General features: G+C 70.5%; 22 protein-coding genes and 2 pseudogenes. 18 read left to right on the forward strand and 6 right to left on the reverse strand.

The features are described 5' to 3' along the window. From BN12_RS06500 to BN12_RS06515, 4 genes are all read left to right on the forward strand, one after another. Positions 1-642 (forward strand): CHAT domain-containing protein (locus tag BN12_RS06500; RefSeq protein ID WP_048551038.1); only part of this gene is annotated, 642 nt, incomplete at its 5' end. Between the two features lie 77 nt (positions 643-719). Further along, entirely contained in the window at positions 720-1,685 is a 966-nt protein-coding gene (locus tag BN12_RS06505; protein ID WP_235432319.1) for an ABC transporter ATP-binding protein, read from the forward strand. A 1-nt stretch (position 1,686) separates the two neighbouring features. Beyond that, positions 1,687-2,523 carry an ABC transporter permease gene (locus BN12_RS06510; RefSeq protein ID WP_048551043.1) on the forward strand — a complete coding sequence of 279 codons (837 nt, stop codon included), beginning with the start codon at positions 1,687-1,689 and terminating at the stop codon, positions 2,521-2,523. Continuing rightward, positions 2,520-3,347, forward strand: coding sequence for an ABC transporter permease (locus BN12_RS06515; protein WP_048551045.1), 828 nt, complete (start codon positions 2,520-2,522; stop codon positions 3,345-3,347). The genes BN12_RS06510 and BN12_RS06515 overlap by 4 nt, the downstream gene beginning before the upstream one ends. 18 nt (positions 3,348-3,365) lie before the next feature. Here BN12_RS06515 and betC read toward each other — a convergent pair whose 3' ends face one another. Beyond that, positions 3,366-4,904 (reverse strand): choline-sulfatase, encoded by a 1,539-nt coding sequence (gene betC, locus BN12_RS06520; RefSeq protein ID WP_200901164.1) that lies wholly within the window; start codon positions 4,902-4,904, stop codon positions 3,366-3,368. A 294-nt stretch (positions 4,905-5,198) separates the two neighbouring features. Between betC and recA the strand changes: the two are divergent. From recA to BN12_RS06530, 4 genes and pseudogenes are all read left to right on the forward strand, one after another. Next, positions 5,199-5,834, forward strand: a pseudogene (gene recA, locus BN12_RS26560) (recombinase RecA); the annotation flags it as partial. Further along, positions 5,826-6,689, forward strand: a pseudogene (locus BN12_RS26565) (intein-containing recombinase RecA); the annotation flags it as partial. The pseudogenes recA and BN12_RS26565, both read left to right, overlap by 9 nt. A gap of 171 nt (positions 6,690-6,860) precedes the next feature. Then, positions 6,861-7,358 (forward strand): hypothetical protein, encoded by a 498-nt coding sequence (locus tag BN12_RS26570; RefSeq protein WP_327152696.1) that lies wholly within the window; start codon positions 6,861-6,863, stop codon positions 7,356-7,358. A 7-nt stretch (positions 7,359-7,365) separates the two neighbouring features. Beyond that, a complete protein-coding gene (locus tag BN12_RS06530; protein WP_235432320.1) occupies positions 7,366-8,022 on the forward strand; it encodes a regulatory protein RecX in 657 nt (218 codons plus the stop codon). A gap of 18 nt (positions 8,023-8,040) precedes the next feature. Here the strand turns inward: BN12_RS06530 and BN12_RS06535 are convergent, their stop codons facing one another. Further along, a complete protein-coding gene (locus tag BN12_RS06535) occupies positions 8,041-8,550 on the reverse strand; it encodes a DUF1648 domain-containing protein (RefSeq protein WP_162233059.1) in 510 nt (169 codons plus the stop codon). Positions 8,551-8,788: 238 nt separating this feature from the next. Between BN12_RS06535 and miaB the strand changes: the two genes are divergently transcribed. Continuing rightward, entirely contained in the window at positions 8,789-10,348 is a 1,560-nt protein-coding gene (miaB, locus tag BN12_RS06540; protein WP_048551054.1) for a tRNA (N6-isopentenyl adenosine(37)-C2)-methylthiotransferase MiaB, read from the forward strand. 150 nt (positions 10,349-10,498) lie between these two features. Here the strand turns inward: miaB and BN12_RS06545 are convergent, their stop codons facing one another. The 4 genes from BN12_RS06545 to BN12_RS06560 form a co-directional block, all read right to left on the reverse strand. Continuing rightward, positions 10,499-10,681, reverse strand: a complete 183-nt coding sequence (locus tag BN12_RS06545; RefSeq protein ID WP_048551056.1) for an antitoxin — start codon at positions 10,679-10,681, stop codon at positions 10,499-10,501. A 428-nt stretch (positions 10,682-11,109) separates the two neighbouring features. Next, positions 11,110-14,058: an aminotransferase class I/II-fold pyridoxal phosphate-dependent enzyme gene (locus BN12_RS06550; protein WP_235432321.1), complete on the reverse strand. Its 2,949-nt coding sequence runs from the start codon at positions 14,056-14,058 to the stop codon at positions 11,110-11,112. A 343-nt stretch (positions 14,059-14,401) separates the two neighbouring features. Continuing rightward, positions 14,402-15,091, reverse strand: a complete 690-nt coding sequence (locus BN12_RS06555; RefSeq protein WP_048551058.1) for a GntR family transcriptional regulator — start codon at positions 15,089-15,091, stop codon at positions 14,402-14,404. A 70-nt stretch (positions 15,092-15,161) separates the two neighbouring features. Continuing rightward, complete coding sequence (locus BN12_RS06560) at positions 15,162-16,097, reverse strand: carbamate kinase (protein WP_048551060.1); 936 nt, start codon at positions 16,095-16,097, stop codon at positions 15,162-15,164. 151 nt (positions 16,098-16,248) lie between these two features. Between BN12_RS06560 and BN12_RS06565 the strand changes: the two genes are divergently transcribed. From BN12_RS06565 to dapF, 9 genes are all read left to right on the forward strand, one after another. After that, the gene (locus BN12_RS06565) at positions 16,249-16,851 is read left to right on the forward strand and encodes an ankyrin repeat domain-containing protein (protein WP_048551062.1); all 603 of its coding nucleotides are present in this window, start codon (positions 16,249-16,251) and stop codon (positions 16,849-16,851) included. Between the two features lie 11 nt (positions 16,852-16,862). Then, positions 16,863-17,759, forward strand: coding sequence for a DUF2877 domain-containing protein (locus tag BN12_RS06570; RefSeq protein ID WP_048551064.1), 897 nt, complete (start codon positions 16,863-16,865; stop codon positions 17,757-17,759). Then, positions 17,756-19,306: an acyl-CoA synthetase FdrA gene (gene fdrA, locus BN12_RS06575; protein WP_048551066.1), complete on the forward strand. Its 1,551-nt coding sequence runs from the start codon at positions 17,756-17,758 to the stop codon at positions 19,304-19,306. Before BN12_RS06570 ends, fdrA begins: the two co-directional genes overlap by 4 nt. After that, positions 19,303-20,748, forward strand: coding sequence for a YlbE family protein (locus BN12_RS06580; RefSeq protein WP_048551068.1), 1,446 nt, complete (start codon positions 19,303-19,305; stop codon positions 20,746-20,748). Before fdrA ends, BN12_RS06580 begins: the two co-directional genes overlap by 4 nt. A gap of 181 nt (positions 20,749-20,929) precedes the next feature. Then, positions 20,930-22,447, forward strand: a complete 1,518-nt coding sequence (locus BN12_RS06585; protein ID WP_083454463.1) for a cytosine permease — start codon at positions 20,930-20,932, stop codon at positions 22,445-22,447. Further along, on the forward strand, positions 22,448-22,969 hold the full coding sequence (locus BN12_RS06590) for a nucleoside deaminase (protein WP_200901165.1): 522 nt from the start codon (positions 22,448-22,450) through the stop codon (positions 22,967-22,969). Between the two features lie 74 nt (positions 22,970-23,043). After that, on the forward strand, positions 23,044-23,643 hold the full coding sequence (gene def / locus BN12_RS26040) for a peptide deformylase (RefSeq protein WP_048551069.1): 600 nt from the start codon (positions 23,044-23,046) through the stop codon (positions 23,641-23,643). Next, the gene (gene miaA, locus BN12_RS06600) at positions 23,640-24,581 is read left to right on the forward strand and encodes a tRNA (adenosine(37)-N6)-dimethylallyltransferase MiaA (RefSeq protein ID WP_048551070.1); all 942 of its coding nucleotides are present in this window, start codon (positions 23,640-23,642) and stop codon (positions 24,579-24,581) included. Before def ends, miaA begins: the two co-directional genes overlap by 4 nt. Further along, positions 24,574-25,443: a diaminopimelate epimerase gene (gene dapF / locus BN12_RS06605; protein WP_048551072.1), complete on the forward strand. Its 870-nt coding sequence runs from the start codon at positions 24,574-24,576 to the stop codon at positions 25,441-25,443. Before miaA ends, dapF begins: the two co-directional genes overlap by 8 nt. Positions 25,444-25,644: the final 201 nt, after the last annotated feature.

Raw genomic sequence — 25,644 nt, forward strand, 5'->3', positions numbered from 1 at the left:
CTGCACGGCGCCCGCCGCGAGCCGGCGCCGGGCCAGGTCGCCGTCGTGGCCGGCCCCGGTCTCCCCGGAGCCGAGGCGGAGGCGGCACTGATCGCGGCGACCCACGGCATACCGGCTCCACTCGTCGGTGCCGACGCCACCCACGAGAGGGTGACCGACGCGATCCGCGGCGCCCGGCTGGCCCACCTCGGCGTCCACGGCACGGTCCGGGCCGACAACCCGCTCTTCTCGGCGCTCACCCTCGCCGACGGCCCGCTCACCGTCTACGACCTCGAGCGCCTGGACCGCGGCGCCGACACCGTCGTCATCGCGGCGTGCGACGCCGGCCGCAACGTCGTGCTCGCCGGGGACGAGCTGCTCGGGTTCTCCTCGGCATTCCTCGCGCGGGACACGCGTCACGTCGTCGCCTCGGTCGTGCCCATCCCGGACGCCGAGACGGCACCCATCATGATCGCGCTCCACCGATCCCTCGCCCGTGGGGAGCCGGTCGCCGCAGCCCTGGCCGGCGCCCAGAGCGGCGTCGACCCCTCCGACGCCGCGGCCGTCGCCGCGGCGGCAGGGTTCGTCTGCGTGGGCGTCGGGGTCTCACCCGTCGCACCGGCGTCGGCCGGTATGCCGGCGTCGGCCGGTATGCCGGCGTAGGCACAGGGCCCCGCTCGTCCGATAACCGGTGGGCGCTGTCGGCGGTCGCCGGTAGCGTCGACGGGGTGAGGGATACCGTGACCGACCCGAGGCAGGCTGTGCCCCGGCAGCCGGTGGCCGACGACGTGCTCGTCCGGGCGCGGGGGCTCGTCAAGACGTTCGGTGAGTTCCGCGCGGTCGACGGGATCGACGTGACGGTGCACCGGGGCGAGGCGTTCGGGTTCCTCGGCCCCAACGGCGCGGGCAAGTCCTCGACGATGCGCATGGTCGGTGCGGTGTCGCCGGTCAGCGGGGGAGAGCTGCGGATCTTCGGCCTCGACCCGGCGACCGACGGGCCGGCCATCCGGGCCCGGCTCGGCGTCGTGCCCCAGGCCGACCACCTCGACGAGGAGCTCACGGTCGAGGAGAACCTCTGGATCTACGGCCGGTACTTCGGGCTCTCCGGTCGGCAGGTCCGGGAGCGAGCGAGGGAGCTGCTCGACTTCGCCCAGCTCACCGAGCGGGCCCGCCACAAGGTCGACTCGCTATCCGGCGGGATGAAGCGGCGGCTCACCATCGCGCGCTCCCTCATCAACAGCCCCGAGGTGCTCCTGCTCGACGAGCCGACGACCGGACTGGACCCGCAGGCACGCCACATCCTGTGGGACCGGCTGTTCCGGCTCAAGCGCCAGGGCGTCACCCTCGTCCTCACGACGCACTACATGGACGAGGCCGAGCAGCTGTGCGACCGGCTCGTCGTCATGGACCACGGCCGGATCGTCGCCGAGGGGTCGCCCCGCAACCTCATATCCGCCCACTCGACGCGGGAGGTGCTCGAGCTGCGCTTCGACCTCGACGACCACCGCGACCGCCTCGACGACGTCGACGGAGTCGGCGAGCGGGTCGAGGTGCTCCCCGACCGACTCCTCGTCTACGTCGACGACGGCGACGCGGCGATGTCCGCGATCGCGGGCCGCGGCATCCGGCCGCTGTCCTCCCTCGTGCGGCGCTCGACGCTCGAGGACGTCTTCCTCCATCTCACCGGCCGCAGCCTCATCGACTGACATGAGCGCCGACACCAGCTCCGTCCAGGCCGCCAGGGAGCGGTCCGGCCCACGGCCCCCCATGCGGCTCGCCGAGCGGCGGCTGGCCGTCATCGGGTACTTCGCGACGGTCTACAAGCGCATCTGGCGCGGCAGCATCATCGGCCGCTTCCTCTCGCCGCTGCTGTTCCTCCTGTCGATGGGACTCGGCCTGGGGTCGCTCGTCGACAGCTCATCCGGCGGCGTCGACGGCCGGTCCTACCTCCAGTTCGTCGTGCCCGCCATCGTGGCGACGCAGGCGATGTGGGTCGCCATGGGGGAGTCGACCTACCAGGTCCTCGCCTACATCAAGTGGAACCGGATGTACGAGTCCATGCTCGCCACGCCGCTGTCGGTGGCCGACGTCCTCCTCGGCCACCTGCTCGCGGTCACCGGCCATCTCGTCCTCGCGACGACGATCTTCGTCGCCGTGGCCGCGCTCTTCGGGGCCTTCGCCTCGTGGTGGGTGCTCCTCGCGATCCCCGTCGCCGTGCTCACCGGGCTGGCGTTCACCGTCCCGATCTTCGCCTACTCGGCGCGGCAGGAGGGCGACGACGGCTTCAACATCCTCTACCGGCTGCTCGTCACTCCGCTCATGCTCTTCTCCGGCACGTTCTTCCCCGTCGACCAGCTGCCCGCCGTGCTCCGTGCCGTCGCGTGGGTCACGCCTCTCTGGCACGGGGTCGAGCTGTGCCGGGCCGCGGCCTACGCCTCCTTCTCCCCGCTCGCGGACGCGGGGCACCTGGCCGTCCTCCTCCTCTACGTCGGCGTCGGCTGGGTCCTCGCCCGCCGGTCCTTCGCGAAGCGGCTCGTCCGATGACGGCGCCGACCGCCCCTGCCGCGACCCGCCGGCGCGCAGCCGTGCTGCCCATCCCCGCGGGTGCCGGGCTGGCGCGGATGGTCGTCCTGCGCAACATCACCTCGTTCCGCCACGGGTGGATCGCCCTGGTCACCGGCTTCCTCGAGCCGGTCTTCTACCTCTTCTCGCTCGGGGTGGGGGTCGGCGCCCTCGTGCCCCACGTCACGACGGACCGCGGCTCCGTCGTGACGTATGCGGCCTTCGTCGCCCCGGCGCTGCTGGCCGCCTCCGCCATGAACGGCGCCGTCTACGACTCGACGTTCAACGTCTTCTTCAAGATGAAGTACGCCAAGCTGTATGACGCGATGCTCGCGACGCCGCTCGGCCCCCGGGACATCGCTGTCGGCGAGGTGTCGTGGTCGCTCCTGCGCGGTGGGCTCTACTCGGCGGCCTTCCTCCTCGTCGCGCTCCTCGCCGGGGTGGTGCACTCCTGGTCGGCGCTGCTCGCGCTGCCGGCGGCCGTGTTCATCGGGTTCGCCTTCGCCGCGGTCGGCACGTTCGCCACGACCTTCATGCGCTCATGGGTGGACTTCGACTACATCACGCTCGCGATCCAGCCGATGTTCCTCTTCTCGACGACCTTCTTCCCGCTGTCGACCTTCCCGACCCCGCTCCAGTGGGTCGTCCAGGCGACGCCGCTCTACCACGGGGTGGCCCTCGAGCGTGCCCTCATGCTCGGCGAGGTGGACGCCTCCGTCCTCTGGCACGTGGCATACCTCCTCGCCCTCGGCATCCTCGGTGTCGTCGGGGCCTCCCGCCGCATCGAGCGCCTCCTCCTGCGCTGAGGAGAGGAGCGGCCGGCCCTACCGGGGCGCCACCGGGGGGAAGCGGGTCGTGCGCTCCACCTCGTTGAGGTCGAGGTGGTTGCGCATGTACTGCCGCGTCCCGTCGAGCGGCGGGGTGTACTCCCACGGCGTGACGACGCCGGTGCGGAGCGCCGCGTTGACGAGCCGGCGCCTGGCCTGGTCGTCGACGACGTCGTCGTAGAGCGCGTCGAGGTCCCACCGCTCGCCGACCTCCGCGCGCAGCCGCGTGACGCGCGCGGACCAGTCGGGGTCCTCCGCGAGGTTGACCCGCTCCTCCGGGTCCGCGGCGAGGTCGTAGAGCTGGTCGGGGTCGACGGGGGAGTGGACGTACTTCAGGTCGCCCCGGCGGATCATCACGATGGGGGCGATCGCCCCCTCGCCCATGTACTCGCCGATGACCTCCCGCTCGACCCCGTCGTCGCGTGCGTCGCCGCGGCACAGGTCGAGCAGCGACCGCCCGGCGAGCGGATCGACGCTCGGCGGGACGCCCTCCCCGGCGAGCTCGGTGATGGTCGGCAGGACGTCGACGAGGGAGACGGGGTCGGACACCCGGTGGGGAGCGAAGCGGGTCGGCGCGTTGACGATGAGCGGCACGCGGGCCGAGCCCTCGAAGAAGTTCATCTTGTACCAGAGCCCGCGCTCGCCGAGCATGTCGCCGTGGTCGGCGAGGAGGATGACGATCGTGTCGTCGGCGACTCCGAGCGACGTGAGGGTCTCGGTGAGCCGGGTCGTCCACTCGTCGAGGTAGGACAGGTTGCCGTAGTAGGCCCGGCGGGCCCGGCGGACGTCGTCGGGGGTGATGTCGACCTCGTCCATGGCGCTCACGGCGCGCAGCCGGAGCGTGTGCGGGTCGGCCGGCACGTCCTCCGCGCCGACGGCGGGCAGGGGGATCTCGGCGTTCTCGTAGAGGTCCCAGTAGCGACCCCGGGTCACGTACGGATCGTGGGGGTGGGTGAAGCTGACGACGAGCAGCCACGGCCGGTCGTCGTCGGACCGCGCGAGGTCGTGGAGGGCCCGGACCCCCTGGTGCCCGACCTCGTCGTCGAAGAGGAGCTGGTTGGTCACCTCCGCGACGCCAGCCTGCGTCACCGAGTCCATGTTGTGGAACCACCAGTCGATGCGCTCGTCCGGCTGCAGCCAGTTCGGCGTCCACCCGAAGTCCGCGGGGTAGATGTCCGTCGTCCGCCGCTCCTCGAACCCGTGGAGCTGGTCCGGACCGACGAAGTGCATCTTCCCGTCGAGGACCGTCCGGTACCCGGCGAGCCGGGCGTAGTGGGCGAAGGTCGGGATGGTGCTCGCGAGATAGGCGGCGTTGTCGTAGCCGTGGGTCGCCGAGGGCAGCTGGCCGGTCATCATGCAGTAGCGCGCCGGGGTGCACAGCGGGCTGTTGCTGTATGCCGCGTCGAAGACGACTCCCGTCCGGGCCAGGCGGTCGATGGTCGGGGTCCGCGTCACGGGGTTGCCGTAGCAGCGGAGGGCTGCGGGGGCGACCTGGTCGAACATGACGAGGAGGACATTGGGTCGTGCGGATGTCACGAGCGCAGTGTGACACTCGAGCGGGCCTCGGCGGGACGGGGGCCTCCTCGCGGTCCCACCGGCATACCGCTCCGGCGTGTCGGCGCGCCGTTGCGCAATCTCGAACATTCGTTCGTCTACAGTCATCCACAGGACGGTGACATCGGCCGAGGTCGTCCCCAGGCGGTATGCGGGGGCGGTGGGCTGTCGGTGGCTCCGCCTAGCGTCTGACCCGACGCGCTCGACATCCGCATCGGACGGCACGTGGGGTCGAAGGTGGGCGCGACACGACGACACGAGAGAGACAGGTGTGACATGGCAGCAGCAGCTACCGGGGTTCGCAGCGCCGAGGACAAGGGCAAGGCCCTCGCCCTCGTCATGGGCCAGGTGGAGAAGCAGTACGGCAAGGGTGCGGTCATGCGCCTCGGCGACGACGTCCGTCCCCCGATCGACGTCATCCCGACGGGGTCGATCTCCCTCGACGTCGCCCTCGGCATCGGCGGCCTGCCGCGGGGTCGGGTCGTGGAGATCTACGGCCCGGAGAGCAGCGGCAAGACGACCGTCGCGCTCCACGCCGTCGCCAGCGCGCAGAAGGCCGGGGGCATCGCGGCGTTCATCGACGCCGAGCACGCCCTCGACCCGGAGTACGCCAAGAACCTCGGCGTCGACATCGACGCCCTCCTCGTCAGCCAGCCCGACACCGGCGAGCAGGCCCTCGAGATCGCCGACATGCTCATCCGCTCCGGCGCCATCGACATCATCGTCATCGACTCGGTCGCCGCGCTCGTGCCGCGCGCCGAGATCGAGGGGGAGATGGGCGACAGCCATGTCGGCCTCCAGGCCCGGCTCATGAGCCAGGCGCTGCGCAAGATCACCGGCGCCCTCAACACGACCGGCACGACGGCGATCTTCATCAACCAGCTCCGCGAGAAGATCGGCGTCATGTTCGGGTGCTTCTCCTACGGCACGCGCGTCACGCTCGCCGACGGGTCGACGGAGAAGATCGGCACGATCGTCAACCGGAGGATGCCGGTCGAGGTGCGGACCTATGACCCGGAGACGAACTCCGTCGTCAGCCGGCCGGTGACCAACTGGTTCGACAACGGAGCGACCGACCGATTCCTGCAGGTCACCGTCGAGCGCTCGGGCGGCAACGGTCGCTCGCAGTTCGGCGCGACGGACAATCACCTCATCCGGACCCCCGGCGGATGGCGCGAGGCCGGCGAGCTCCTCGCGGGCGACCGGGTCATGGTGTCCGAGACGGCTCGGCTCTCCGACCAGCAGTGGCAGGTCATCCTCGGCGGGCTCATGGGTGACGGTCACCTCGCCCCCAACCTGCGGGGTAGGCACGGTGTTCGGTTCCGGATGGGCCACGGGGCCCGGCAGGCCGACTACCTCGACTGGAAGGCCGAGCTGCTGGGCAACATCGGCCAGAGCCGCTCGGTCCGTCCCGACGGCTCCGTGCACCTCGACCTCACGCCGCTGCCCGAGCTCGACGAGCTGCGCGAGGTCGTCTACTGGGGCGACGGCAAGAAGCACCTCGGCGAGGACTACCTCAAGGCGCTCACCCCCTTGGCCCTGGCCATCTGGTACCTGGACAGCGGGTCGTTCACCATTCGGTCCAAGGGCCCGCAGCAGCAGCGGACCGCCGGTCTCTCGGGCCGCTCCGAGCTCTGTGTCGAGGCGATGAGCGGGCCGAGCCGCGAGCGGTTGGTGGCCTACCTGCGCGATACGCACGGCATCGACTGTCGGGTGGCACCGCGAGGTGTCGGGCAGAAGGCCTACCTGCAGCTGACGACAGCGGGCACGGCTCGCTTCCACGAACTCGTCGCGCCCTACGTCCACCCGTCGATGGATGACAAGCTGCTGCCCCGGCTGCGTGGCCGCTTCGCGGCGGAGCCCGAGTTCGCGACGCCGCGGGAGGTCCTCGTGCCGGCTCGGGTCCTCGATGTCCACGTGAAGCCGCGGACCCGGTCGATGCACCGGTTCGACATCGAGGTCGACGGAACGCACAACTACTTCGTCGACGGCGTCATGGTCCACAACTCACCGGAGACGACGACAGGTGGGAAGGCGCTGAAGTTCTACGCGTCGGTCCGTCTCGACGTCCGCCGGATCGAGACGCTCAAGGACGGCAGCGACCCCGTCGGCAACCGGACGAGGGTCAAGGTCGTGAAGAACAAGGTGTCCCCGCCGTTCAAGCAGGCCGAGTTCGACATCCTCTACGGCCAGGGCATCTCACGCGAGGGCGGGCTCATCGACATGGGCGTCGACCAGGGCTTCGTCCGCAAGGCGGGCGCCTGGTACACCTACGACGGCGACCAGCTGGGTCAGGGCAAGGAGAATGCCCGGCAGTTCCTCCGGGACAACCCTGACCTCGCCGACGAGCTGGAGAAGAAGATCAAGGAGAAGCTCGGCGTCGGACCACGGCTCGACGAGCCCGCCGACGTGCCCGAGGTCCCCGTCGACTTCTGACGAGGCCGTGACCACCCAACCCGACGGGCGTCGAGGAGGCGACGCGGCCGCTGCCCTGGACGAGCTCCGGGCGGCGGTCGCGCGCCTCGAGCGCGGCGAGCATGGTGAGCTCGCCGATCTCGGTGAGCTCGTCGACGAAGCACCCGATGGCGAGACACCCGAGGACGGGGCGGAGCAGCGCGGCGACCCGTATGCCGTGGCCCGCGCCATCGTGCTGCGCCAGCTGACGAACGCGCCGAAGACGCGGGAGCAGCTGCGCCAGGCGCTCGCGCGCAAGGGGTGCCCGCCCGACGTGGCCGAGTCCGTCCTCGACCGGATGACGGAGGTCGGGCTCGTCGACGACGCCGCGTATGCCGAGATGCTCGTCCGGTCCAAGCAGGCCGGTGCCGGGCTGGCTCGGCGGGCGCTGGCCCACCAGCTGCGGACCAAGGGTGTCGACGACGACACGGCGGCTGCCGTCCTCGACGACGTCGACCCCGCGCAGGAGCGCCGCCGGGCGAGGGAGCTCGTCGACAAGCGGTTGCGCACCCTCCACGGGCTCGACGTCACGGTCCAGACGCGCCGGCTCGCCGGGATGCTCGCCCGCAAGGGCTACCCGGGCGACGTCGCATACGCCGTCATCCGGGACGCCCTGGCCGACGCGCCCGAGCACCGACGCGACTGACATCCTGGGGACCGCCGCTCAGGGCCGGCTACCCGGCGAGGCGAAGGCGCGGAGCACGACGACGATCCATCCCGTCAGGGCGGCGACGAAGACGACGATCAGCGTGGTGGCGGCACCGGGCAGCTCGTGGTCCGGTGAGCGGACGGCGAGCCACGACATGAGAGGGATGGCGGCGAAGAGGAGGAGCATGAGTCCGGCCAGACCGGACATCGACGACCACAGCCGACGCACGGCCTCCGCGTGGTTCTCGGCTCGGGCCCATTCCTCGCGGTTCGGCACGTTGAGCCCGACGAGCCGGCGGGACCGCCCGATGAGGCGGGCCACACCGAGGAGCACCGCCGTGACCGCGGCACCGAACAGCCCGAGCAGGGGCAGGAACAGGGCCCTCGACTGGTAGTCGTCCGCCGGGCCGGAGCCCGACCAGTGGGTGGGGATGTCCTCCGCCGGCAACGCGAACCACGCCCAGACGAGGGAGACGAGGAAGGCCACGACCCCCACCCACAGCAGCTGTCGCCCCCAGCGCCACATGAGATCGATCGTAACGACGGTCCCGATCGGTCCCATCTCGCCGGGTCCGCAGGTGCTCGGGTGCTCGGTCACCCTGCGGAGGTCGCCGGATACCTCCACTCGCGTGGTCGGCGTGGCGGTCGAGGTGTCTGATGACGCTGCGGAGGTCGCCGGATACCTTCACCCGCGCGGTCGGCGTCGCAGTCGAGGTATCTCCGGTTCCGGGCGACGGGGTCCGTCGACGTACCCTTGACGGGCCATGACGACCGAGACCACCGCCCGCGTCCGCACCTACGACGTGCGGACCCACGGGTGTCAGATGAACGTCCATGACTCCGAACGCCTCGCGGGTCTGCTGGAGACGGCCGGCTACGTCGATCTCGAGAGCCTCCCGGCGGACGAACGCCCCGACACGGCCGACGTCGTCGTCTTCAACACGTGCGCCGTCCGCGAGAACGCCGACAACAAGCTCTACGGCAACCTCGGCCAGCTCCGACCGGCGAAGAGCCGGAACCCGGAGATGCAGATCGCCGTCGGCGGCTGCCTCGCCCAGAAGGACCGCAGCACGATCGTGGAGCGGGCGCCCTGGGTCGACGTCGTCTTCGGCACGCACAACATCGGCTCGTTGCCCGTCCTCCTCGAGCGCGCCCGCCACAACCGCAAGGCGCAGGTCGAGATCAAGGAGTCGCTCGAGACGTTCCCCTCGACGCTGCCGACGCGCCGCGACTCGGCATACAGCGGATGGGTGTCCATCTCCGTCGGCTGCAACAACACGTGCACGTTCTGCATCGTGCCGAGCCTGCGGGGCAAGGAGGCCGACCGCCGCCCCGGCGATGTGCTCGCCGAGGTGCGCGCGCTCGTCGAGCAGGGCGTCGTCGAGGTGACCCTCCTCGGCCAGAACGTCAACTCCTACGGTGTCGAGTTCGGCGACCGGTACGCCTTCGGGAAGCTGCTGCGTGCCTGCGGCGAGATCGAGGGGCTCGAGCGGGTGCGGTTCACCAGCCCGCACCCGGCGGCCTTCACCGACGACGTCATCGCGGCCATGGCGGAGACCCCGAACGTCATGCCGAGCCTCCACATGCCCCTCCAGTCGGGCTCGGACGCCGTCCTCCGGCGGATGCGGCGGTCCTACCGCAGCGAGCGGTTCCTCGGGATCATCGAGCGCGTTCGCACGGCGATGCCCGATGCGGCGATCACGACCGACATCATCGTCGGATTCCCCGGCGAGACCGAGGCCGACTTCGCGGCGACCCTCGACATCGTCCGTGCCGCGCGCTTCTCGAGCGCCTTCACCTTCCAGTACTCCATCCGCCCCGGCACCCCGGCGGCCAGCATGCCCGACCAGCTGCCCAAGGTGGTCGTCCAAGAGCGCTACGACCGGCTCATCGCCGTCCAGGAGGAGGTCTCCTGGGCCGGCAACCGCGCCCTCGAGGGTCACGAGGTCGAGGTGCTCGTCGCGACGGGCGAGGGCCGCAAGGACGACGTGACCGCCCGCAGGTCCGGCCGGGCCCGCGACAACCGGCTCGTCCACTTCGCGGTTCCCGACGGCGCCGAGGCGCCCCGGCCCGGAGACCTCGTCACCGTCGCGGTCACCTACGGCGCCCCCCACCATCTCGTCGCGGACAGCGGCCGGGGCGGGGGCCGGTATGCCGTGCGCCGGACGGCCGGCGGCGACGCCTGGGCCGCCCTCCAGGACGGCGGTTCCCGCGGTGCCGGAGGTCACCCCGGCGGAGTGCGCAAGCCGGCGGTCTCCCTCGGTATGCCGGGCCTCGGCATACCGACGTCACCTCCCGTGGCGGTCCCGGCCTGCCGCGCCTGACCCGACCGGCTCGTCCTCACCGGCGCCCTTACGGCCACACCTGTCCGACCCCGCGGGCTTCCACCTGAGGTGGTTGCACTCCGCGGCCATACCGCCTGATCGACCGGTTCGCGCACTCACCGATGGTCCGGGTCACGGACGAGGAGAGGGTCAGATGGCGTCGTCGGCCTTCTGCTGCGCCGTGTCGACCTGGTCGGCGTACTTGCCGCCCGTCTTCTCGTCGACGACGTCGCCGGCCTTGTCGATGGCCTGGTCGCTGACCTTCTCCACCTGGTCGGCGTGCTCGGCCTTGAGCTCGCCGAGCTTCTCCTTCGCGTCGTCCAGGAAACCCATGAGCGTGTCCTTCCCTCGAGGTCACGGGTCACTCGGTGCCGTGACCCTGCGCCCCAGACTGCCGTATCCGTGGTGGCCGGGGAACCCCCCGTCGGCGAGTGGAGGTATCTGGTGACCTCGGGAGCGTCACCGCATACCTCGGCCGGCGCGTCGGTGCTGTGGGTGGAGGTATCTGGTGACGCTTGGCAGCGTCGTTGGATACCTCGGCCGCCGCGTCGATCTTGTGGGTGGAGGAATCTGGTGACCTTGAGAGCGTCGTTGGATACCTCGGCCGCCGCGTCGATCTCGTGGGTGGAGGTATCTGGTGACCTTGGGAGCGTCGTTGGATACCTCGACCGGCGCGTCGATCTCGTGGGTGGAGGTGTCTGGTGACCTCGGGAGCGTCACCGCATACCTCGACCGCCGACCGCCGACCTCGCACGCGGCTGCTATGCGCCGTCGGGGGCGCTCTTCGCCCCCGCCACGGCCCCGGCGCGGGATCGGGACGAGCGCCTGCGCGACGAGGCCGCGGAGGCGACGGCCGCGGGCTCGGGGCTCGACCCGTCGCCGGCACCGTCCATGGGCAGGCCGTCGACGGACACCGAGGCAGACGTCGACGTCCCGTTCGGCGAGCTCGGCACCTTCGGAGCGGGCAGCGCCGAGCCGCGGTAGATCCGGTACCCCACCTCGGCCTGGTAGCCGTGGACCTCCGGCGTGTCGAGGCGCGCCATGAACTCGAGAACGTCCTCGGTGATCACCTGCCCGGGCACCAGCACGGGGAAGCCGGGCGGGTACGGGGTGACGAAGGTGGCCGAGACGAGCTTCTCGCCGGCGCGGACGCGCTCCTCGACGTTCGCCTGGAGCACGTACTCGCAGGCGCCGTCGGCGTAGGTGCCGAAGAACGCCTTGCGCATGTCACCCTCGGGAGTGGGCGGGTCCGAGGGCTCACGGAACGCCTCGTGGAAGCCGCCGAAGTTCGGCAGCGGCGCCGACGCGGCGGTGAGCCGGGCCACCGCCCGGCGGTGCGCATCGAACTCCCACGGGCTCATCTCGTCGAACTTGCGCTCGAGGTCGCGAGCGATCGAGACGAGGGCCTCGATGAGGTAGGCCACCGAGCTGCGCGACGTGCCGATGTTCGTCATGAAGAGCACCGTGTTGCGTGAGGTCTTGTTGATCTGGATGCCGAAGCGATCCATCAGCTGCTCGCTCTTGAAGGTCGCGCCGTCGATGCCCGTCGCCGCGATGGACAGCGTGATGCGGGAGGGGTCGAGGACGAACTCGTCGTGGTCCCAGGCGTTGATCATGTTCCGCAGCCCGCTGCGCAGCGGCTGGCTGATGCCCGACGGCCGGTATGCCTCGGGGATGAGGTCGGCCGTGCTGAGGCAGCGCATGTACTTGCGCAGCAGCGGATGGTTGTCGATCGCGTCCCGCAGCCGCATCGCGAACTCGAGCTGCTTCTGCACGAGCTCGTATCCCTCGAGCGCCGCCTGTCGACGGCCGATGTCGAGGGAGGCGAGGATCTGGTAGTTCGGCGAGGTGGAGGTGTGCGCCATGTATGCCTCGTGGAAGGCCTCCGCGACCTTGCCGCTGAAGTCCTGGTCGAACACGTGGATCATCGACCCCTGACGCAGCGAGGTGAGCGTCTTGTGCGTCGACTGCGTCGCATACACCCGCACCCGGGCACGGTCCGGGTCGGGCACGAGGCGGGTGGTCAGCAGCGTCTCGTCGTCGGGGTCGTCGCCGAGCGCGGCCGCCTGCTCCTCGAAGCGCTCGCGCAGCTCGGGGCTGCGCAGACGGTGGACGAGCCGCTCCGCCGAGTACATGGCCGTCCGCGTGCGGTACACGGGATGGAACCGGCCGAAGGCGAACCACGCCTCGTCCCAGAGGAAGACGAGGTCGGGCTTGATGGCCAGGCACTCCTCCATCACCCGCTGCACGTCGTAGAGGATCCCGTCGAAGGTGCAGTTGGTGAGCATGACCATCTTGACCCGGTCGAGCTTGCCGGCCCGCTTCAGGTCGAGGAGCTTGCCCTTGATCTCGGTGAGCGGCACGGCACCGTACATGGCGTACTCGTTGAGCGGGTAGGCGTCCAGATAGCTCACCCTGGCGCCCGCGAGCATCAGGCCGTAGTGGTGGGACTGGTGACAGTTGCGGTCGACGAGGACGATGTCGTTCGGCCCGACGTTGGCCTGGCCGACGATCTTGTTCGCCGTCGAGGTCCCGTTCGTGACGAAGTAGGAGCGCGTGGATCCGAAGGCCTCGGAGGCGAGCTGTTGGGCGTCCCGCAACGGACCCGTCGGCTCGAGCAGCGAGTCGAGCCCACCGCCGGTCGCCGACGTCTCGGCGAGGAAGATGTTGAGGCCGTAGAAGTCGACCATGTCGTTGATCCAGTGCGACGTCACCACCGACTTGCCCTGGCCGATCGGCAGCGCGTGGAACGACCCGGTGGGCCGGTGCGCATACGACCGGAGTGCGTCGAAGAAGGGGGTGCGGTAACGGTGGGCGACGCCGTCCAGGATGCTGAGGTGCAGCTCCAGCAGACCCTCCCGGGCGTGGAAGACGCGACGGAAGTGTGGGCTGAGGCTCCCCGCGACCTCCTCGACGGCGACCTCCGTCATGAGGTAGAGGTCGACCTCGGGCCGGATCTCGCTCAGCTCGTCGGCGAGGATGTCGATCCGCTCACGCGGCGTGTGCCGATCGAGGCGGTCGCGCACCCCCGGGTCGAGGAACTGCGAGAGCAGGCTGAGGTCGTGCGACGAGGCGTGCCCGAACCGCTTCCGGATGACACAGGCCTGGATCGTCGGGTTGAGCCACATCGCGACGAAGGCCTCCTCCCCGCTGCCGACGACGACGATGTCGTAGATGAACTCGTCGTCGGGACGGCGCCAGCGCCGCAGGTCCTCGCGGAGCGCGCGCTCCTGCTCCACCGTCATCCGCTCGACGACCAGCACCTCGAAGTAGCGCTGTCTCCCGGTGCCGTTCGGCTCGAGGCTCTCCACCCCGTCCGAGGCCAGGTCCGACGAGGACCGGGTCTCGGTGGCGCCATAGGAGTAGTCGGCACTGACCCCGCGCTTCACCTGCGCGACGGCCCGCGCGAACTCGACGGGCCCCCCGGTCCGGAACAGCTCCTGGATCCGCAGGAACCCGTCCTTGCCCGGGTATGCCCAGTAGCGCTCGATGTGCGAGAGGAGCTCCAGGTCCTTCTCGATGGCGGCCGTCATGGCCTCGGCGCGCTCCGGATCGACGGATCTCACCCGCCGGTCGGCCTCCTCCTCGACCTGCGACCAGGCATCGAGCCGAGCCTGCCACCACGCGTTGTATGCCTGCGCCGAGAACTCCGACATGAGGAACCTCCCCGTCCGTCGTGCCGTCGCCTCTGGCGGCACGCCGACGCTCATGTTTGCACACCGCCTTGAAAGGGATCATCCGGTCCCATCGGGCCGCTCCCGGGAGCACGCCGGCCCGACACCGCCGCCCAGGGAGCGCGGAGGCCGCCCAGGAGCCCTTCCACCCGACTCCGGGCGGAGCCGGCCCGTTGCGACATCGGGGCATGAGCATCCGGCCTGTCCTCATCACGGGTGATCCCGTCCTTAACCGGCGCGCCCACCCCGTCGAGACGATCGACGACGAGACCCGCACTCTCATCGGGGACATGTTCGCGTCCCTTCCCCCGAGCCTACGGGGCACTGGACATCGTGACTCACGACCCAGAACGCCGCATCCGCGTCCATCGGGCCATGCTCACCCCCGGTGGTCGTCGCCGTAGAGCAGGTCGTGGCAGATGGTGCGGCTGGTGTTGATGTGCTTGAGCGAGACGCGGGCCGCCTCCTCGACGTCGCCGCTCGCGATGGCGTCATAGAGCTCCACGTGCTCCATGTGGAGCACCATCGGGTCGTCGTTCTGGCGCAGCAGCCAGTGCAACCGTCCCTGCAGCGGCTCGAGGATCGAGGCGAGGAGGCTGTTGTGCGCGATCGTCGTGATGGCGTCGTGGAAGGTCTGGTTGCACCAGCCGACCCCGACCTTGTTCTCGGTGGAGATGGCCGCCTGCGCGTCGTCGAGGACGGCCCCGAGGGAGACCAGCTCCTCCGGCGTGGCGCGCGCGGTGGCGAGACGCACGGAGAGGACCTCGAGGGCCTCTCGCACGTCGAAGAGCTCCTCGACGTCGTGGCGCGACATCTGGGTGACGACGACCCCGCGGCGAGGCACCTCGGTGACGAAGCCCTCGCCCTTGAGGAGGTTGAGCGCGTCCCGGACCGGCACCCGGGACACGCCGAGCTCCTCGGCGAGCGTGCGCTCGATGAGGCGGGTGTTCGGTGGCATGTCGCCGGACACGATGCGCTGCCGGATCACCTCGGCGACCTGCTCTCGCAACGACCGATGGGTAGCACCGATGGCCGGAAGTCCGTGGGCGAGGTGCGGGGCATCGGTCATCGACCCCAACCCTACCGACAGTCGGTCGTGGTTCCTGTCGTCACCGAGACGCGACGCGCCCCGGACCGAGTCACTCCGGCACGACGCGCGTCCCCGTCTCGCCCTTGAGCGCCTCGGGGATGCGGTCGAGGGAGGTGATGACTCCCAGGCCACCGCCCTGCTCGACGAACCGGCAGGCCGCGTCGACCTTGGGACCCATCGACCCTGCGGGGAAGTGGCCCTCGTCGGCGAGGTCGCGCAGCACGGACGGGGTGACCTGCTCGACCGGGCGGGCGTCCGGGGTGCCCCAGCCGACGACGGCGTGCTCGACATCGGTCGCGAGGACGAGGGCGTCGACGCCGATGGCCCGCGCGAGGGTCACGGCGCCGAGGTCCTTGTCGACGACGGCCTCGACGCCCTCGAGGCGGCCCGAAGAGGTGCGGATGACGGGTATGCCGCCGCCACCGTTCGCGACGACCGTGAAGCCGGCCTCGAGCGCGGCGCGGATCGCCGGCGCGTCGACGATCTCCAGCGGCTCGGGGCTCGGGACGACGCGGCGCCACCCCTGCTCGCCGGTATCCACCCAGTTCTGGCCGTGCGCGACCATGACCCGCGCGTCCTCCTCGGGAAGGAAGCGACCGACCGGTTTCGTGGGAGTCGCGAAGGCGGGGTCGTCCGCGGCGACGAGGGTGCGGGTGACCTGGGCGGTCGATCGACGATCGAGGCCGGCCTCGGCGAACGCCGCGTCGAGCTCATCGAGGAAGAGGAAGCCGATCGACCCCTGGGTCATGGCACCGCACCAGTCGAGCGGAACCGGCGGCAGGACGGTGGCCGCCATCTCCTGCTTGACGAGGATGTTGCCGACCTGGGGACCGTTGCCGTGGGTGATCACGACGTCGTGCCCGATCGACACGAGCCGGGCGACGTGGCCAGCGACCGTGCGGACGGCAGCCATCTGGTGAACGGGGTGGGTCGAGCCGTCCGGGCCGACCATCGCATTGCCACCGAGAGCGAGAAGGACGCGCATGGTGGCATCATAGCCATATACCGTAGACGGCATCCGGTATACCGATCTGCTACGGTGTGTAGTAGCAAATCTCGGAGCGGTGCTCCCGGAGCTGTCGTCACTCGCCCACCATCAGCGCCAGATCCGTTCGACTGCAAGGAGATCCACGACAATGGCAACGCATGACCCGAGCGCCTATCTCAAGGCCGCGGAGAACGGCGACCTCGACCAGGTGCGGGCTGAGCTCGCTGCAGGTGCCCCGATCGACGCTCGGACCCCCCAGCGGCGGTCGGCGATCCTGCTCGCCGCGATGGGCGGCCACCTCGAGGTCGTGCGGCATCTCATCGGGGCCGGCGCAGACATCGACGCGCAGGACGACAAGTGCTTCAACCCCTTCATCTGGGGATGCATCCACGACGACCTCACCCTCGTCCGCACCATGGTCGCCGCCGGCACCGACCTGCAGCGACTCACCCGCTTCGGCGGGAATGGCCTGACACCGGCCGCCGAGAAGGGCCACCTCGACATCGTCCGTGAGCTGCTCACGACGACCGACATCAACGTCAACCTGACGAACTTCGTCGGCTGGACCGCGCTCATCGAGGCGATCATCCTGCGCGACGGCGGGCCGGTGCAGCAGGAGATCATCCGGCTCCTCCTCGAGCATGGCGCCGACCCCCAGATGACCGACCAGTGGGGTGTCGCGCCGATCGACCTGGCCCGGGAGAAGGGGTTCCACGAGATCGTCGAGACCCTCGCCGAGTTCGGCGCCTGAGGCGCACGACCATGGTCACCACGGCGACCGCACTGACGGCGGACGGCCGACTCCTCGAGCGGATCCGGACCGGACGTCTCGAGGGAGCCGTCCACAGTGTCTTCGACTCCGTCGTCAACGTGCGGACGGCCGACGTGGGCCTGGTGAGCCTCGTTGCCCGCGACGTCGACAACGCGCCCAACACCCTCGTCGTGGAGGTGCCGTCGATGGCGCCGCTCCGGGCGCGGCCGGGCGCGCACGTCCTGGCCCGGGACGGCCGACTGGTATGCCACGGCCGGTTCACCGTCGACGTGGCGAAGGCGACGGCCTGGACCGCCGAGTTGCCGGACCTCGCAGGAGAGGCGGAGTCGGACGGGCTCGCGCGGATGGCGACCGAGCTGGGGCGGATCCTCGATCGTGAGGGACGTCGTGGCGGCATCCGTCCGCGCCCGGAGCCGGCCGGGACGATCGAGACCGGGGTGTCGCGCACGCTGGCGGAGGCGACCCAGCGGCTCATCGAGTCACTCGGGACCGGTGACCTCGACGCTGCCGGCCGATGGGCCGAGCGCCTCATCGGCCTCGGTCCCGGCCTGACCCCGTCCGGCGACGACTTCCTCACCGGCCTCGCGGCGGCGCTCGCCGCGCCCGGAACCCGCATTCACGCACTGGCGCCCTGGGCCGTCGAGCTCGTGGCCACCTGCCGGGCCCGCACCAACGCGATCAGCTGGACCGCCATGTACGAGGCCACCCGGGGCCGTGTGCGGGAGTCGATCGTCTCCGTCCTCAGCGCCGTCGCCGCGGGCGACGCCGAGGCCCTCCGTCCCGCGGCGCGGAAGGTGATCAGCATCGGCAAGACATCAGGCACCGACATCGTGACCGGAATGCAGGCAGCCCTGCACCTAGAGAGAGAACTGCGAGGCGCGGCGTGACCACCAGAGTCGTCGTCAAGAAGAACACCTACGTCGACTCAGTGTCACTGATGTCGATCTCCACCAAGGCCAACCAGGTCGAGGGCGTCGTCCAGGCGTTCGTCGCCATGGGCACGGACATGAACAAGGGCGTTCTGGGCAGCCTCGACCTGCTCACGCCCGAGCTCGAGGCGGCGGGAACCGGGGACCTCATGATCCTCGTCGAGACCGACGCCTCGTTGTCGACCGACGAGGCGATCGCGGCTGTCGAGGAACTCCTCACCCGAAAGACGGAGACCGGCGGAGAGCACCAGGTCACCTACCGGACGGTGGGCGCCGCGGCTGCCGGTCGGCCCGGAGCCAATCTTGCGGTCATCGCGGTCAACGGCGCCTTCGCGGCACGCGAGGCGCGGCAGGCTCTGGACAACGGCCTGCACGTCATGATGTTCAGCGACAACGTCGCCGTCGAGGACGAGGTGGCCCTCAAGCGGCTGGCCCACGAGAAGGGCTTGCTCATGATGGGGCCCGACTGCGGCACGGCGATCATCAACAACGTCGCCCTGTGCTTCGGCAACGCCGTCCGTCCGGGGTCGATCGGCATCGTCGCCGCATCGGGCACGGGGAGCCAGGAGGTGAGCGTCCGGATCCACGACTTCGGACGTGGTGTGTCCCAGCTCATCGGCACCGGCGGCCGCGACCTCTCCGAGGAGGTCGGCGGCATCATGATGATCGACGGCATCCGGGCGCTGGCAGCCGACCCGGCGACCCAGGTCATCGTCCTGGTGTCCAAGCCGCCGGCTCCGAGCGTGGAGAGGAAGGTCCTCGCCGAGATCAAGGACGCCGGGAAGCCTGTCGTCGTCTGCTTCATCGGCGGGTCGGAGGAGGCCGTCGCCGCCGCCGGAGGCCACTTCGCGTCAGGGACCAAGCCGGCCGCGCTCGCCGCCGTGCTGCTCGACGGAGCGTCGGAGAGCGAGCTGGACCTCCACGCCCTGAACTGGCCCCTCATCGAGGAGGTCCGCACCAAGCTCGGCCCCGAGCAGCGGTACATCCGCGGCCTGTTCTGCGGGGGAACGATCTGCGACGAGGTCATGTATGCCGCTCTCGAGCGCTACGACGACGTCTGGTCCAACATCCAGAAGGACCCGAGCCGGCGCCTGGAGGCCGCCGACGCCAGCCGCGAGCATACGTTCCTCGACTTCGGCGACGACGCCTTCACCAACGGGCGCCCCCATCCGATGATCGACCCGTCACTGCGGATGGCGCGGATCGTGGAGGAGGCCAAGGACCCGCGGGTCGGGGTCATCGCCATGGACTTCATCCTCGGCTACGGCTCGCACGAGGACCCCGTCGGAGTGACGCTGCCGGCCATCCGCGAGGCGAAGGCGATCGCCGAGTCCTCCGGGCGTCACCTGGAGGTCCTCGGGTACGTCCTCGGCACCGACCTGGACACCCCGTCCATCGCCAGCCAGGTCTCCGCACTTGAGCAGGCCGGCGTGACCATCGCGAGCAGCAGCACGAACACAGGCCTGCTCGCCCGTGAGTTCGTCTGGAAGGAAGAGAGCCGATGAGCGCCATCGCGGACCTGTTCGATACCGACCTCAGTGTCGTCAACGTCGGTCTGGAGATGTTCGCCGACGACCTGACCGCGCAAGGTGCAGAGGTGACCCATCTGCAGTGGACGCCGCCGGGCGGCGGACGGCCGGAGGTGCTCGCCGCGATCGAGGTGCTCGAGCGACCCGAGATCGCCGCGCGGATCGAGGCCGCCAACAGGGAGGCCCTGGAACGGATCACGACCTCACAGCCGATGCTCGTCGGCTTCGGCCAGGCCATCGACGTCGTGCCCGGCATGACGAGGACCACCATCCTGCACGCCGGCCCGCCCATCGCCTTCGACGACATGTCCGGCTCCATGCGCGGCGCCGTCACCGGCGCCCTCGTCTTCGAGGGGCTGGCCGCCGATCTCGAGGACGCCCGCCGCGTCGCCGCCTCCGGCGAGATCACCTTCGCGCCCTGCCACGAGCACGGCTGCGTCGGGTCGATGGCCGGCGTCACCTCGGCCTCGATGTACATGCACGTCGTCGAGAACGCCACCTACGGCAACCGCTCCTACACCAATCTGTCCGAGCAGCTGGCCAAGGTGCTGCGGATGGGGGCCAACGACCGGAGCGTCATCGACCGGCTCGTCTGGATGCGCGACGTCCTCGGCCCGATCCTCAAGGAGGCCATGGAGATCGGCGGGCCGATCGACCTGCGCCTGATGCTGGCACGGGCAGTGCACATGGGCGACGAGTGTCACAACCGGAACGTGGCGGGCACCACGCTGCTCATCCAGGCGCTCGCCCCCGGGATCGTCCAGACGAGCTTCCCCACCGAGCTCAAGGTCCAGGTCTTCGACTTCGTCGCGTCCTCCGACTACTTCTCGGGACCGACCTGGATGGCGATGGCCAAGGCCGCCCTCGACGCCGCGCACGGCATCGAGTTCTCGACGGTCCTCACGACGATGGCGCGCAACGGCGTCGAGCACGGCCTGCGGGTCTCGGGCATCGGCGGCAACACCTGGTTCACCGGTCCGGCTCAGCCGGTCGTCGGCCCGATGTTCGCCGGCTACCGGCCGGAGGACTCAGGTCTCGACATCGGCGACAGCGCGATCACCGAGACGTACGGCATCGGCGGCTTCGCCATGTCGGCCGCGCCGGCGATCGTCGCGCTCGTCGGCGGCACCGTCGACGAGGCGGTCGACGTCACGCGCCAGATGGCGGAGATCACGACGGGGGAGAACCCCAACGTCACGATCCCGCTCCTGGGCTTCACCGGTGTGCCGACCGGCATCGACGTCCAGAAGGTCCAGGTGTCCGGCATCCTGCCGATCATCAACACGGCGATCGCCCACAAGGAGGCCGGCATCGGGATGATCGGCGCCGGCATCACGCATCCGCCCGTCGAGGCCTTCGACAAGGCGATCATCGCGCTCGCCGAGCGGTTCCAGGCCGGGCCGGCGACGGAGGGCTGACTCGCTGTGGGGGCCGGTCCGGTCCGGCCCCCACAGCCTCCCGACCTACCCCGGCGGACACCGCCGGGGGCGCGAGCGTCCCCGTGGACGCGCAATCCCCTCGAGACCGAGGTCGTTTCCGCCCGAGGTCGAACTCACCCGGGCCGGCGCCCCGCCTGCCGTAGCCGAAGGAAGACCACCGATGACCAATGTGAACGCCGCGGCCGCCCAGGCCGAGGTCGGCACCGGCCTTGTCAGAGTCGACGACGACAAGCTCGCCGAGTACGAGCGGCGGGGCTACCCCACGGACGTGCTGCCGATGCAGCCGGAGCAGCGCACCTGGGGCACCTTCAACTTCGTCACCCTGTGGATGGGGCCCATCCACAACATCCTCAGCTACATGACGGTGGCGGGCTTCTTCATCCTCGGCCTGAACGTCCCACAGGTCGTCGCCGCCGTCATGCTGTCGGCGGTCATCGTGTCGGCCGGCTACGTCCTCAACGGGCGGTCGGCAGCGAAGTACGGCCTGCCGTTCGCCATGCTCCTGCGAGACTCCTTCGGCGTGAAGGGCTCCGTCGTGCCGGCCCTCGCTCGGGGGATCGTCGCGGGCGTCGTCTTCTTCGGCACGACGACGTTCGTGGGGGCTCAGACCCTCAACATCATGTTCAGCCGGTTCTGGTCCGGCTACCTGGACCTGGGCGGCGGCTTCAGCCTCCTCGGTCTCGACCTGCCGACGATCATCTCCTACGTCGTCCTGTGGACGATCACGGTGCTGCTGTTCGTCAGCAGCTCCAAGGCGCTCGGCTTCTTCGGGACGTGGTCCGCGCTCGTCGTGTATGCCGTCATCATCATCGGCGCGGTGTGGGCGTTCCGGATGGCCGGTGGCCTCGGCCCGATCCTCGACTACCAGCCGACCAAGGCGATGAGCGGCCCGCTGGTGTTCGTCGGCTGCGTCAGCGCCCTGGTGTCGAACTGGGCGGGACCCATCGTCAACATGTCCGACATGACCCGCAACGCCACGTCGGTCCGGGCCCCCGCGCTCGGCCTGCCCATCGGGATGATCACGTCCTACATCCTGTTCTCCATCGTGACGGTCGCCATCATCGCCGGCACGAAGATCGCCTTCGGCGAGGAGATCTTCAACATCGTGTATGCCTTCGACAAGATGGGTCACGACGTCGGCGCCAACCTGGCGGTCATCCTGCTCATCCTCGCCCTCAACACCGGCGCCACGGCGTTCTGCGTCTTCGCGAACCTGCTGCCGGCGGGTCTGCAGATGACCGCCCTCTTCCCGAAGGTCTTCACGGTCCGGACGGCCGGCGTGCTCACGGCCGTCATCGGCACGCTCATCCTGCCGTGGAAGCTCGTCGCGAGCCAGCAGACGCTGTTCCTCTTCTACGGCTTCATCGGCTCGATGTTCGGCCCGATCGCCGGCATCATGCTCGCGAGCTACTACGTCGAGCGTCGCGACCGGCTCGACCTCGACCGCGTCTATGTCCCGGAGGGCGACGACGGCGAGCATCCCGGCGGGTACAACCGGCTGGCCATCATCGTGCTCTGCGTAAGCTTCGTCGTGACCATGCTCGGCGCCGCCCTGAAGGGCGTGCCGTTCCTCGTCCAGCTCAACAACTTCGCGTTCTTCGTCGGGCTCGTCATCGGGTTCGTCGGGTATGCGATCGGCCTGCGGGTGCGTACGAGCCGCGCCGTGGGCTCCGTCTGAGTGGCGACCGACGACCCCTACCACCACACCCAGGAGGACATGATGGACGAGTACTTCGAGATGGCCGCCCGCGAGACGCTGGACGGGATGCACCGCGGGATCGGCGGCCCGTTCGGCGCGACGATCATCCGTGGCGGCGAGGTCGTCGTCACGGTGGGCAACCGGCAGCTGGGCGAGAAGGACCCGTCGCAGCACGCCGAGATGGTCGCAATCCGCGACGCCTGCAAGGCCCTGGACACGCTCGACCTGTCGGACTGCACGATCTACGCGACGTGCGAGCCCTGCCCGATGTGCGTCGGGGCGATCATCTGGGCCGGCATCACGGACTGCTACTTCGCCTCGACGAGCGCCGACGCCGACGCCGCCGGCTTCACCGACCTGCATCTGCGCCGGTTCCTGCGCGGCGAGGACAGCAGCGTCCTCAGGCTGCACCACGTCGGCAACAGGGAGGACTGCGATGCGCTCTTCCCGACGTTCTGGGAGCTGCACCCCGACCTCACGCCGGCCCCGTCGCTGGCCTGAGGCGTCAGCAGGCGCGGGGCGGGCGAGCCTCACCCGATTCCGGACCTGCGGCCTCCCGTTGCGACAATGGGGGCATGACCATCCGGCCTGTCCTCATCACGGGCGATCCCGTCCTCCACCGTCGGGCCGTCGCCGTCGAGACGATCGACGACGAGATCCGCACCCTCGTCGCGGACATGTTCGAGACGATGGACGCGGCACGCGGCGTCGGCCTCGCCGCCCCGCAGATCGGGGTCGGCCTGCGGATCTACACGTGGGACATGGCCAACGACGACGGCGTGCCGGCCCGGGGAGTCGTCATCAACCCCTATGTCAGCGCGACGAAGCCCGCGGCCGGGCACCCGGACCCGCACGAGGAGGCCGAGGGGTGCCTGTCGGTGCCCGGCGAGTCCTTCCCGCTGCGCCGGGGCGAGAAGGCCGAGGTCTCCGGGCTCGCCCTCGACGGCACCGAGCTGCACTTCACGGCCACCGGATGGTTCGCGCGGTGCATGCAGCACGAGTACGACCACCTCGGCGGGTTCCTCTACCTCGACCGGCTCGACGAGCGGTGGTCCCGCAAGGCGAAGAAGGCCATCCGCAAGCACGGGTGGGGCGTGCCGGGTCTGTCGTGGATGCCGGGTGTCGACCCCGACCCCTTCGGGCACGACGACGTCGAGCACGAGCACGATCTGTGACGCATCCCGTCGTCGCCGTCGTCGGCCCGACGGCGACGGGCAAGTCCGGCCTCGGGGTCGACCTCGCGCTCGCCCTCGACGGTGAGATCGTCAACGCCGACGCCTTCCAGCTCTACCGCGGGATGGACATCGGGACGGCCAAGCTGCCGGAGGCGGATCGTCGCGGCATACCGCACCACCAGCTCGACATCCTCGACGTCAGCGAGGAGGCGAGCCTCGCCGCCTACCAGTCGGCAGCCCGCGCCGACATCGCCGCCGTCCGCGCCCGGGGCAGGACCCCCGTCGTCGTCGGCGGGTCCGGGCTCTACGTCCGGGCGGCGCTCGACCGGCTCGACATCCCGCCCGCCGACCCCGACGTCCGGGCGAGGCTCGTAGCAGAGCTCGCGCGGGACGGCGTGGATGCGCTGCGCGAGCGCCTCGGCCGGCTCGATCCCGTTGCGGCACAGGCGATCGAGCCGCGCAACGGCCGCCGGATCGTTCGGGCCCTCGAGGTCGTCGAGCTCACCGGCCGACCGTTCTCGGCGACGATGCCGACCCGCGAGCACCTCCTCCCGACGGTGACGATCGGCCTGCGTATGCCACGGGAGACCCTCGACGAGCGGGTCGCCTCCCGTGTCCGGACGATGTGGCGGGCAGGACTCCTCGACGAGGTGCGGGCGCTGGAGGGGCACGGCCTGCGCGAGGGGCGGACGGCGACCAAGGCGGTGGGCTACGCCCAGGCGCTCGCGCAGCTCGACGGCGTCCTGACCGCCGACGAGGCGCAGGAGGAGACGGCGGCGCGGACCCGCCGGCTCGTCCGCCGGCAGGAGTCGTGGTTCGGAGCGGACCCGCGCGTGCACTGGCTCGACGCCGGACGCCCCGACCTCCTCGAGCGGGCGCTCGCCGCCGTCGAGCGCGCCGTCGACGGGATCACGGCGGGTCTCGGGGAGAATGGCTGACGTGCGCAGGGAGACCGCCTTCACCAAGGGCCATGGGACGGAGAACGACTTCGTCCTCGTCCCGGCCCTCGACGGCGCCCTCCAGCTGTCCGCCGCCGACGTCGCATACCTCGCGGACCGCCGGGCCGGCATCGGGGGGGACGGGGTGATCCGCGTCGTGCCGAGCGCGCTCGCCGACGAGCCCGAGGTCCGGGCGCAGGCCGAGCAGGCCGCGTGGTTCATGGACTACCGCAACGCCGACGGCAGCGTCGCCGAGATGTGCGGCAACGGCACACGGGTCTTCGCGGCCTATCTGCGGCGGGAGGGCCTCGAGGCGGGGGACGACATCACCATCGCGACCCGGACGGGGGTCAAGTCGGTCCGGTTCGAGGCCGACGGGTCGATCGCCGTCGACCTCGGCGCCTGGCGGCTGTCGGAGCCCGACGCCGCGGCCGCCCAGGGCTATGACGCGCTCGTCCACGTTCCGGGGATCGACCCGCTCTCGGCGCTCTCGCTCGACCTCGGCAACCCCCACACCGTCGCCGCGCTGCCGGAGCAGGTCGACCTCGACACGCTGGACCTCCACCTCCCCCCCGCCGTCCACCCGCAGCCGCCGCACGGAACGAACGTCGAGCTCGTCCGCCCGCTCGGCCCGGGGCACCTTTCCATGCGCGTCCACGAGCGCGGGGTGGGCGAGACCCGGTCCTGCGGGACAGGCGCCTGCGCCGCCGCCCTCGCGACGCGGTACTGGGCCGGCGGGGGCGACGAGTGGGTCGTCGACGTTCCCGGCGGGCGGCTGCGCGTCCGCGTCCTCCCGAGTGGCACGGTGGAGCTCGCCGGGCCGGCCGTGCTCGTCGCCGACGGGACCGTCCGACTGCCCTGAACCTCCCGGTATGCCGGGTCTGGAGCCGGCCGTCGCGGCTCTCAGGATGCGCACAGGTACCGACGGTTCTAGCGTCGGAGAACATGACCTCGCGCATCGTTGCCCTGTCCGCCGCCGGCGTGGGGGCGGTCGCCCTCGCCGTGACGATGCCGTCGGCCGCGACGGCCCGTCCCGAGGCGCCGCCCGCGGCGCCCACCGCGT

It is taken from the genome of Nostocoides japonicum T1-X7 (genome assembly GCF_001046855.1).
In the GTDB taxonomy this organism is placed as follows: domain Bacteria; phylum Actinomycetota; class Actinomycetes; order Actinomycetales; family Dermatophilaceae; genus Nostocoides; species Nostocoides japonicum.

Excerpts from the sequence above, each read along its gene's own strand:
- BN12_RS06510 (WP_048551043.1), top strand. The coding sequence starts at position 1,687 with ATGAGCGCCGACACCAGCTCCGTCCAGGCCGCCAGGGAGCGGTCCGGC.
- BN12_RS06515 (WP_048551045.1), top strand. The coding sequence starts at position 2,520 with ATGACGGCGCCGACCGCCCCTGCCGCGACCCGCCGGCGCGCAGCCGTG.
- BN12_RS26570 (WP_327152696.1), top strand. The coding sequence starts at position 6,861 with ATGCACCGGTTCGACATCGAGGTCGACGGAACGCACAACTACTTCGTC.
- BN12_RS06535 (WP_162233059.1), bottom strand. The coding sequence starts at position 8,550 with ATGTGGCGCTGGGGGCGACAGCTGCTGTGGGTGGGGGTCGTGGCCTTC.
- miaB (WP_048551054.1), top strand. The coding sequence starts at position 8,789 with ATGACGACCGAGACCACCGCCCGCGTCCGCACCTACGACGTGCGGACC.
- BN12_RS06545 (WP_048551056.1), bottom strand. The coding sequence starts at position 10,681 with ATGGGTTTCCTGGACGACGCGAAGGAGAAGCTCGGCGAGCTCAAGGCC.
- BN12_RS06550 (WP_235432321.1), bottom strand. The coding sequence starts at position 14,058 with ATGAGCGTCGGCGTGCCGCCAGAGGCGACGGCACGACGGACGGGGAGG.
- BN12_RS06555 (WP_048551058.1), bottom strand. The coding sequence starts at position 15,091 with ATGACCGATGCCCCGCACCTCGCCCACGGACTTCCGGCCATCGGTGCT.
- BN12_RS06560 (WP_048551060.1), bottom strand. The coding sequence starts at position 16,097 with ATGCGCGTCCTTCTCGCTCTCGGTGGCAATGCGATGGTCGGCCCGGAC.
- BN12_RS06565 (WP_048551062.1), top strand. The coding sequence starts at position 16,249 with ATGGCAACGCATGACCCGAGCGCCTATCTCAAGGCCGCGGAGAACGGC.
- BN12_RS06570 (WP_048551064.1), top strand. The coding sequence starts at position 16,863 with ATGGTCACCACGGCGACCGCACTGACGGCGGACGGCCGACTCCTCGAG.
- BN12_RS06580 (WP_048551068.1), top strand. The coding sequence starts at position 19,303 with ATGAGCGCCATCGCGGACCTGTTCGATACCGACCTCAGTGTCGTCAAC.
- BN12_RS06585 (WP_083454463.1), top strand. The coding sequence starts at position 20,930 with ATGACCAATGTGAACGCCGCGGCCGCCCAGGCCGAGGTCGGCACCGGC.
- def (WP_048551069.1), top strand. The coding sequence starts at position 23,044 with ATGACCATCCGGCCTGTCCTCATCACGGGCGATCCCGTCCTCCACCGT.
- dapF (WP_048551072.1), top strand. The coding sequence starts at position 24,574 with ATGGCTGACGTGCGCAGGGAGACCGCCTTCACCAAGGGCCATGGGACG.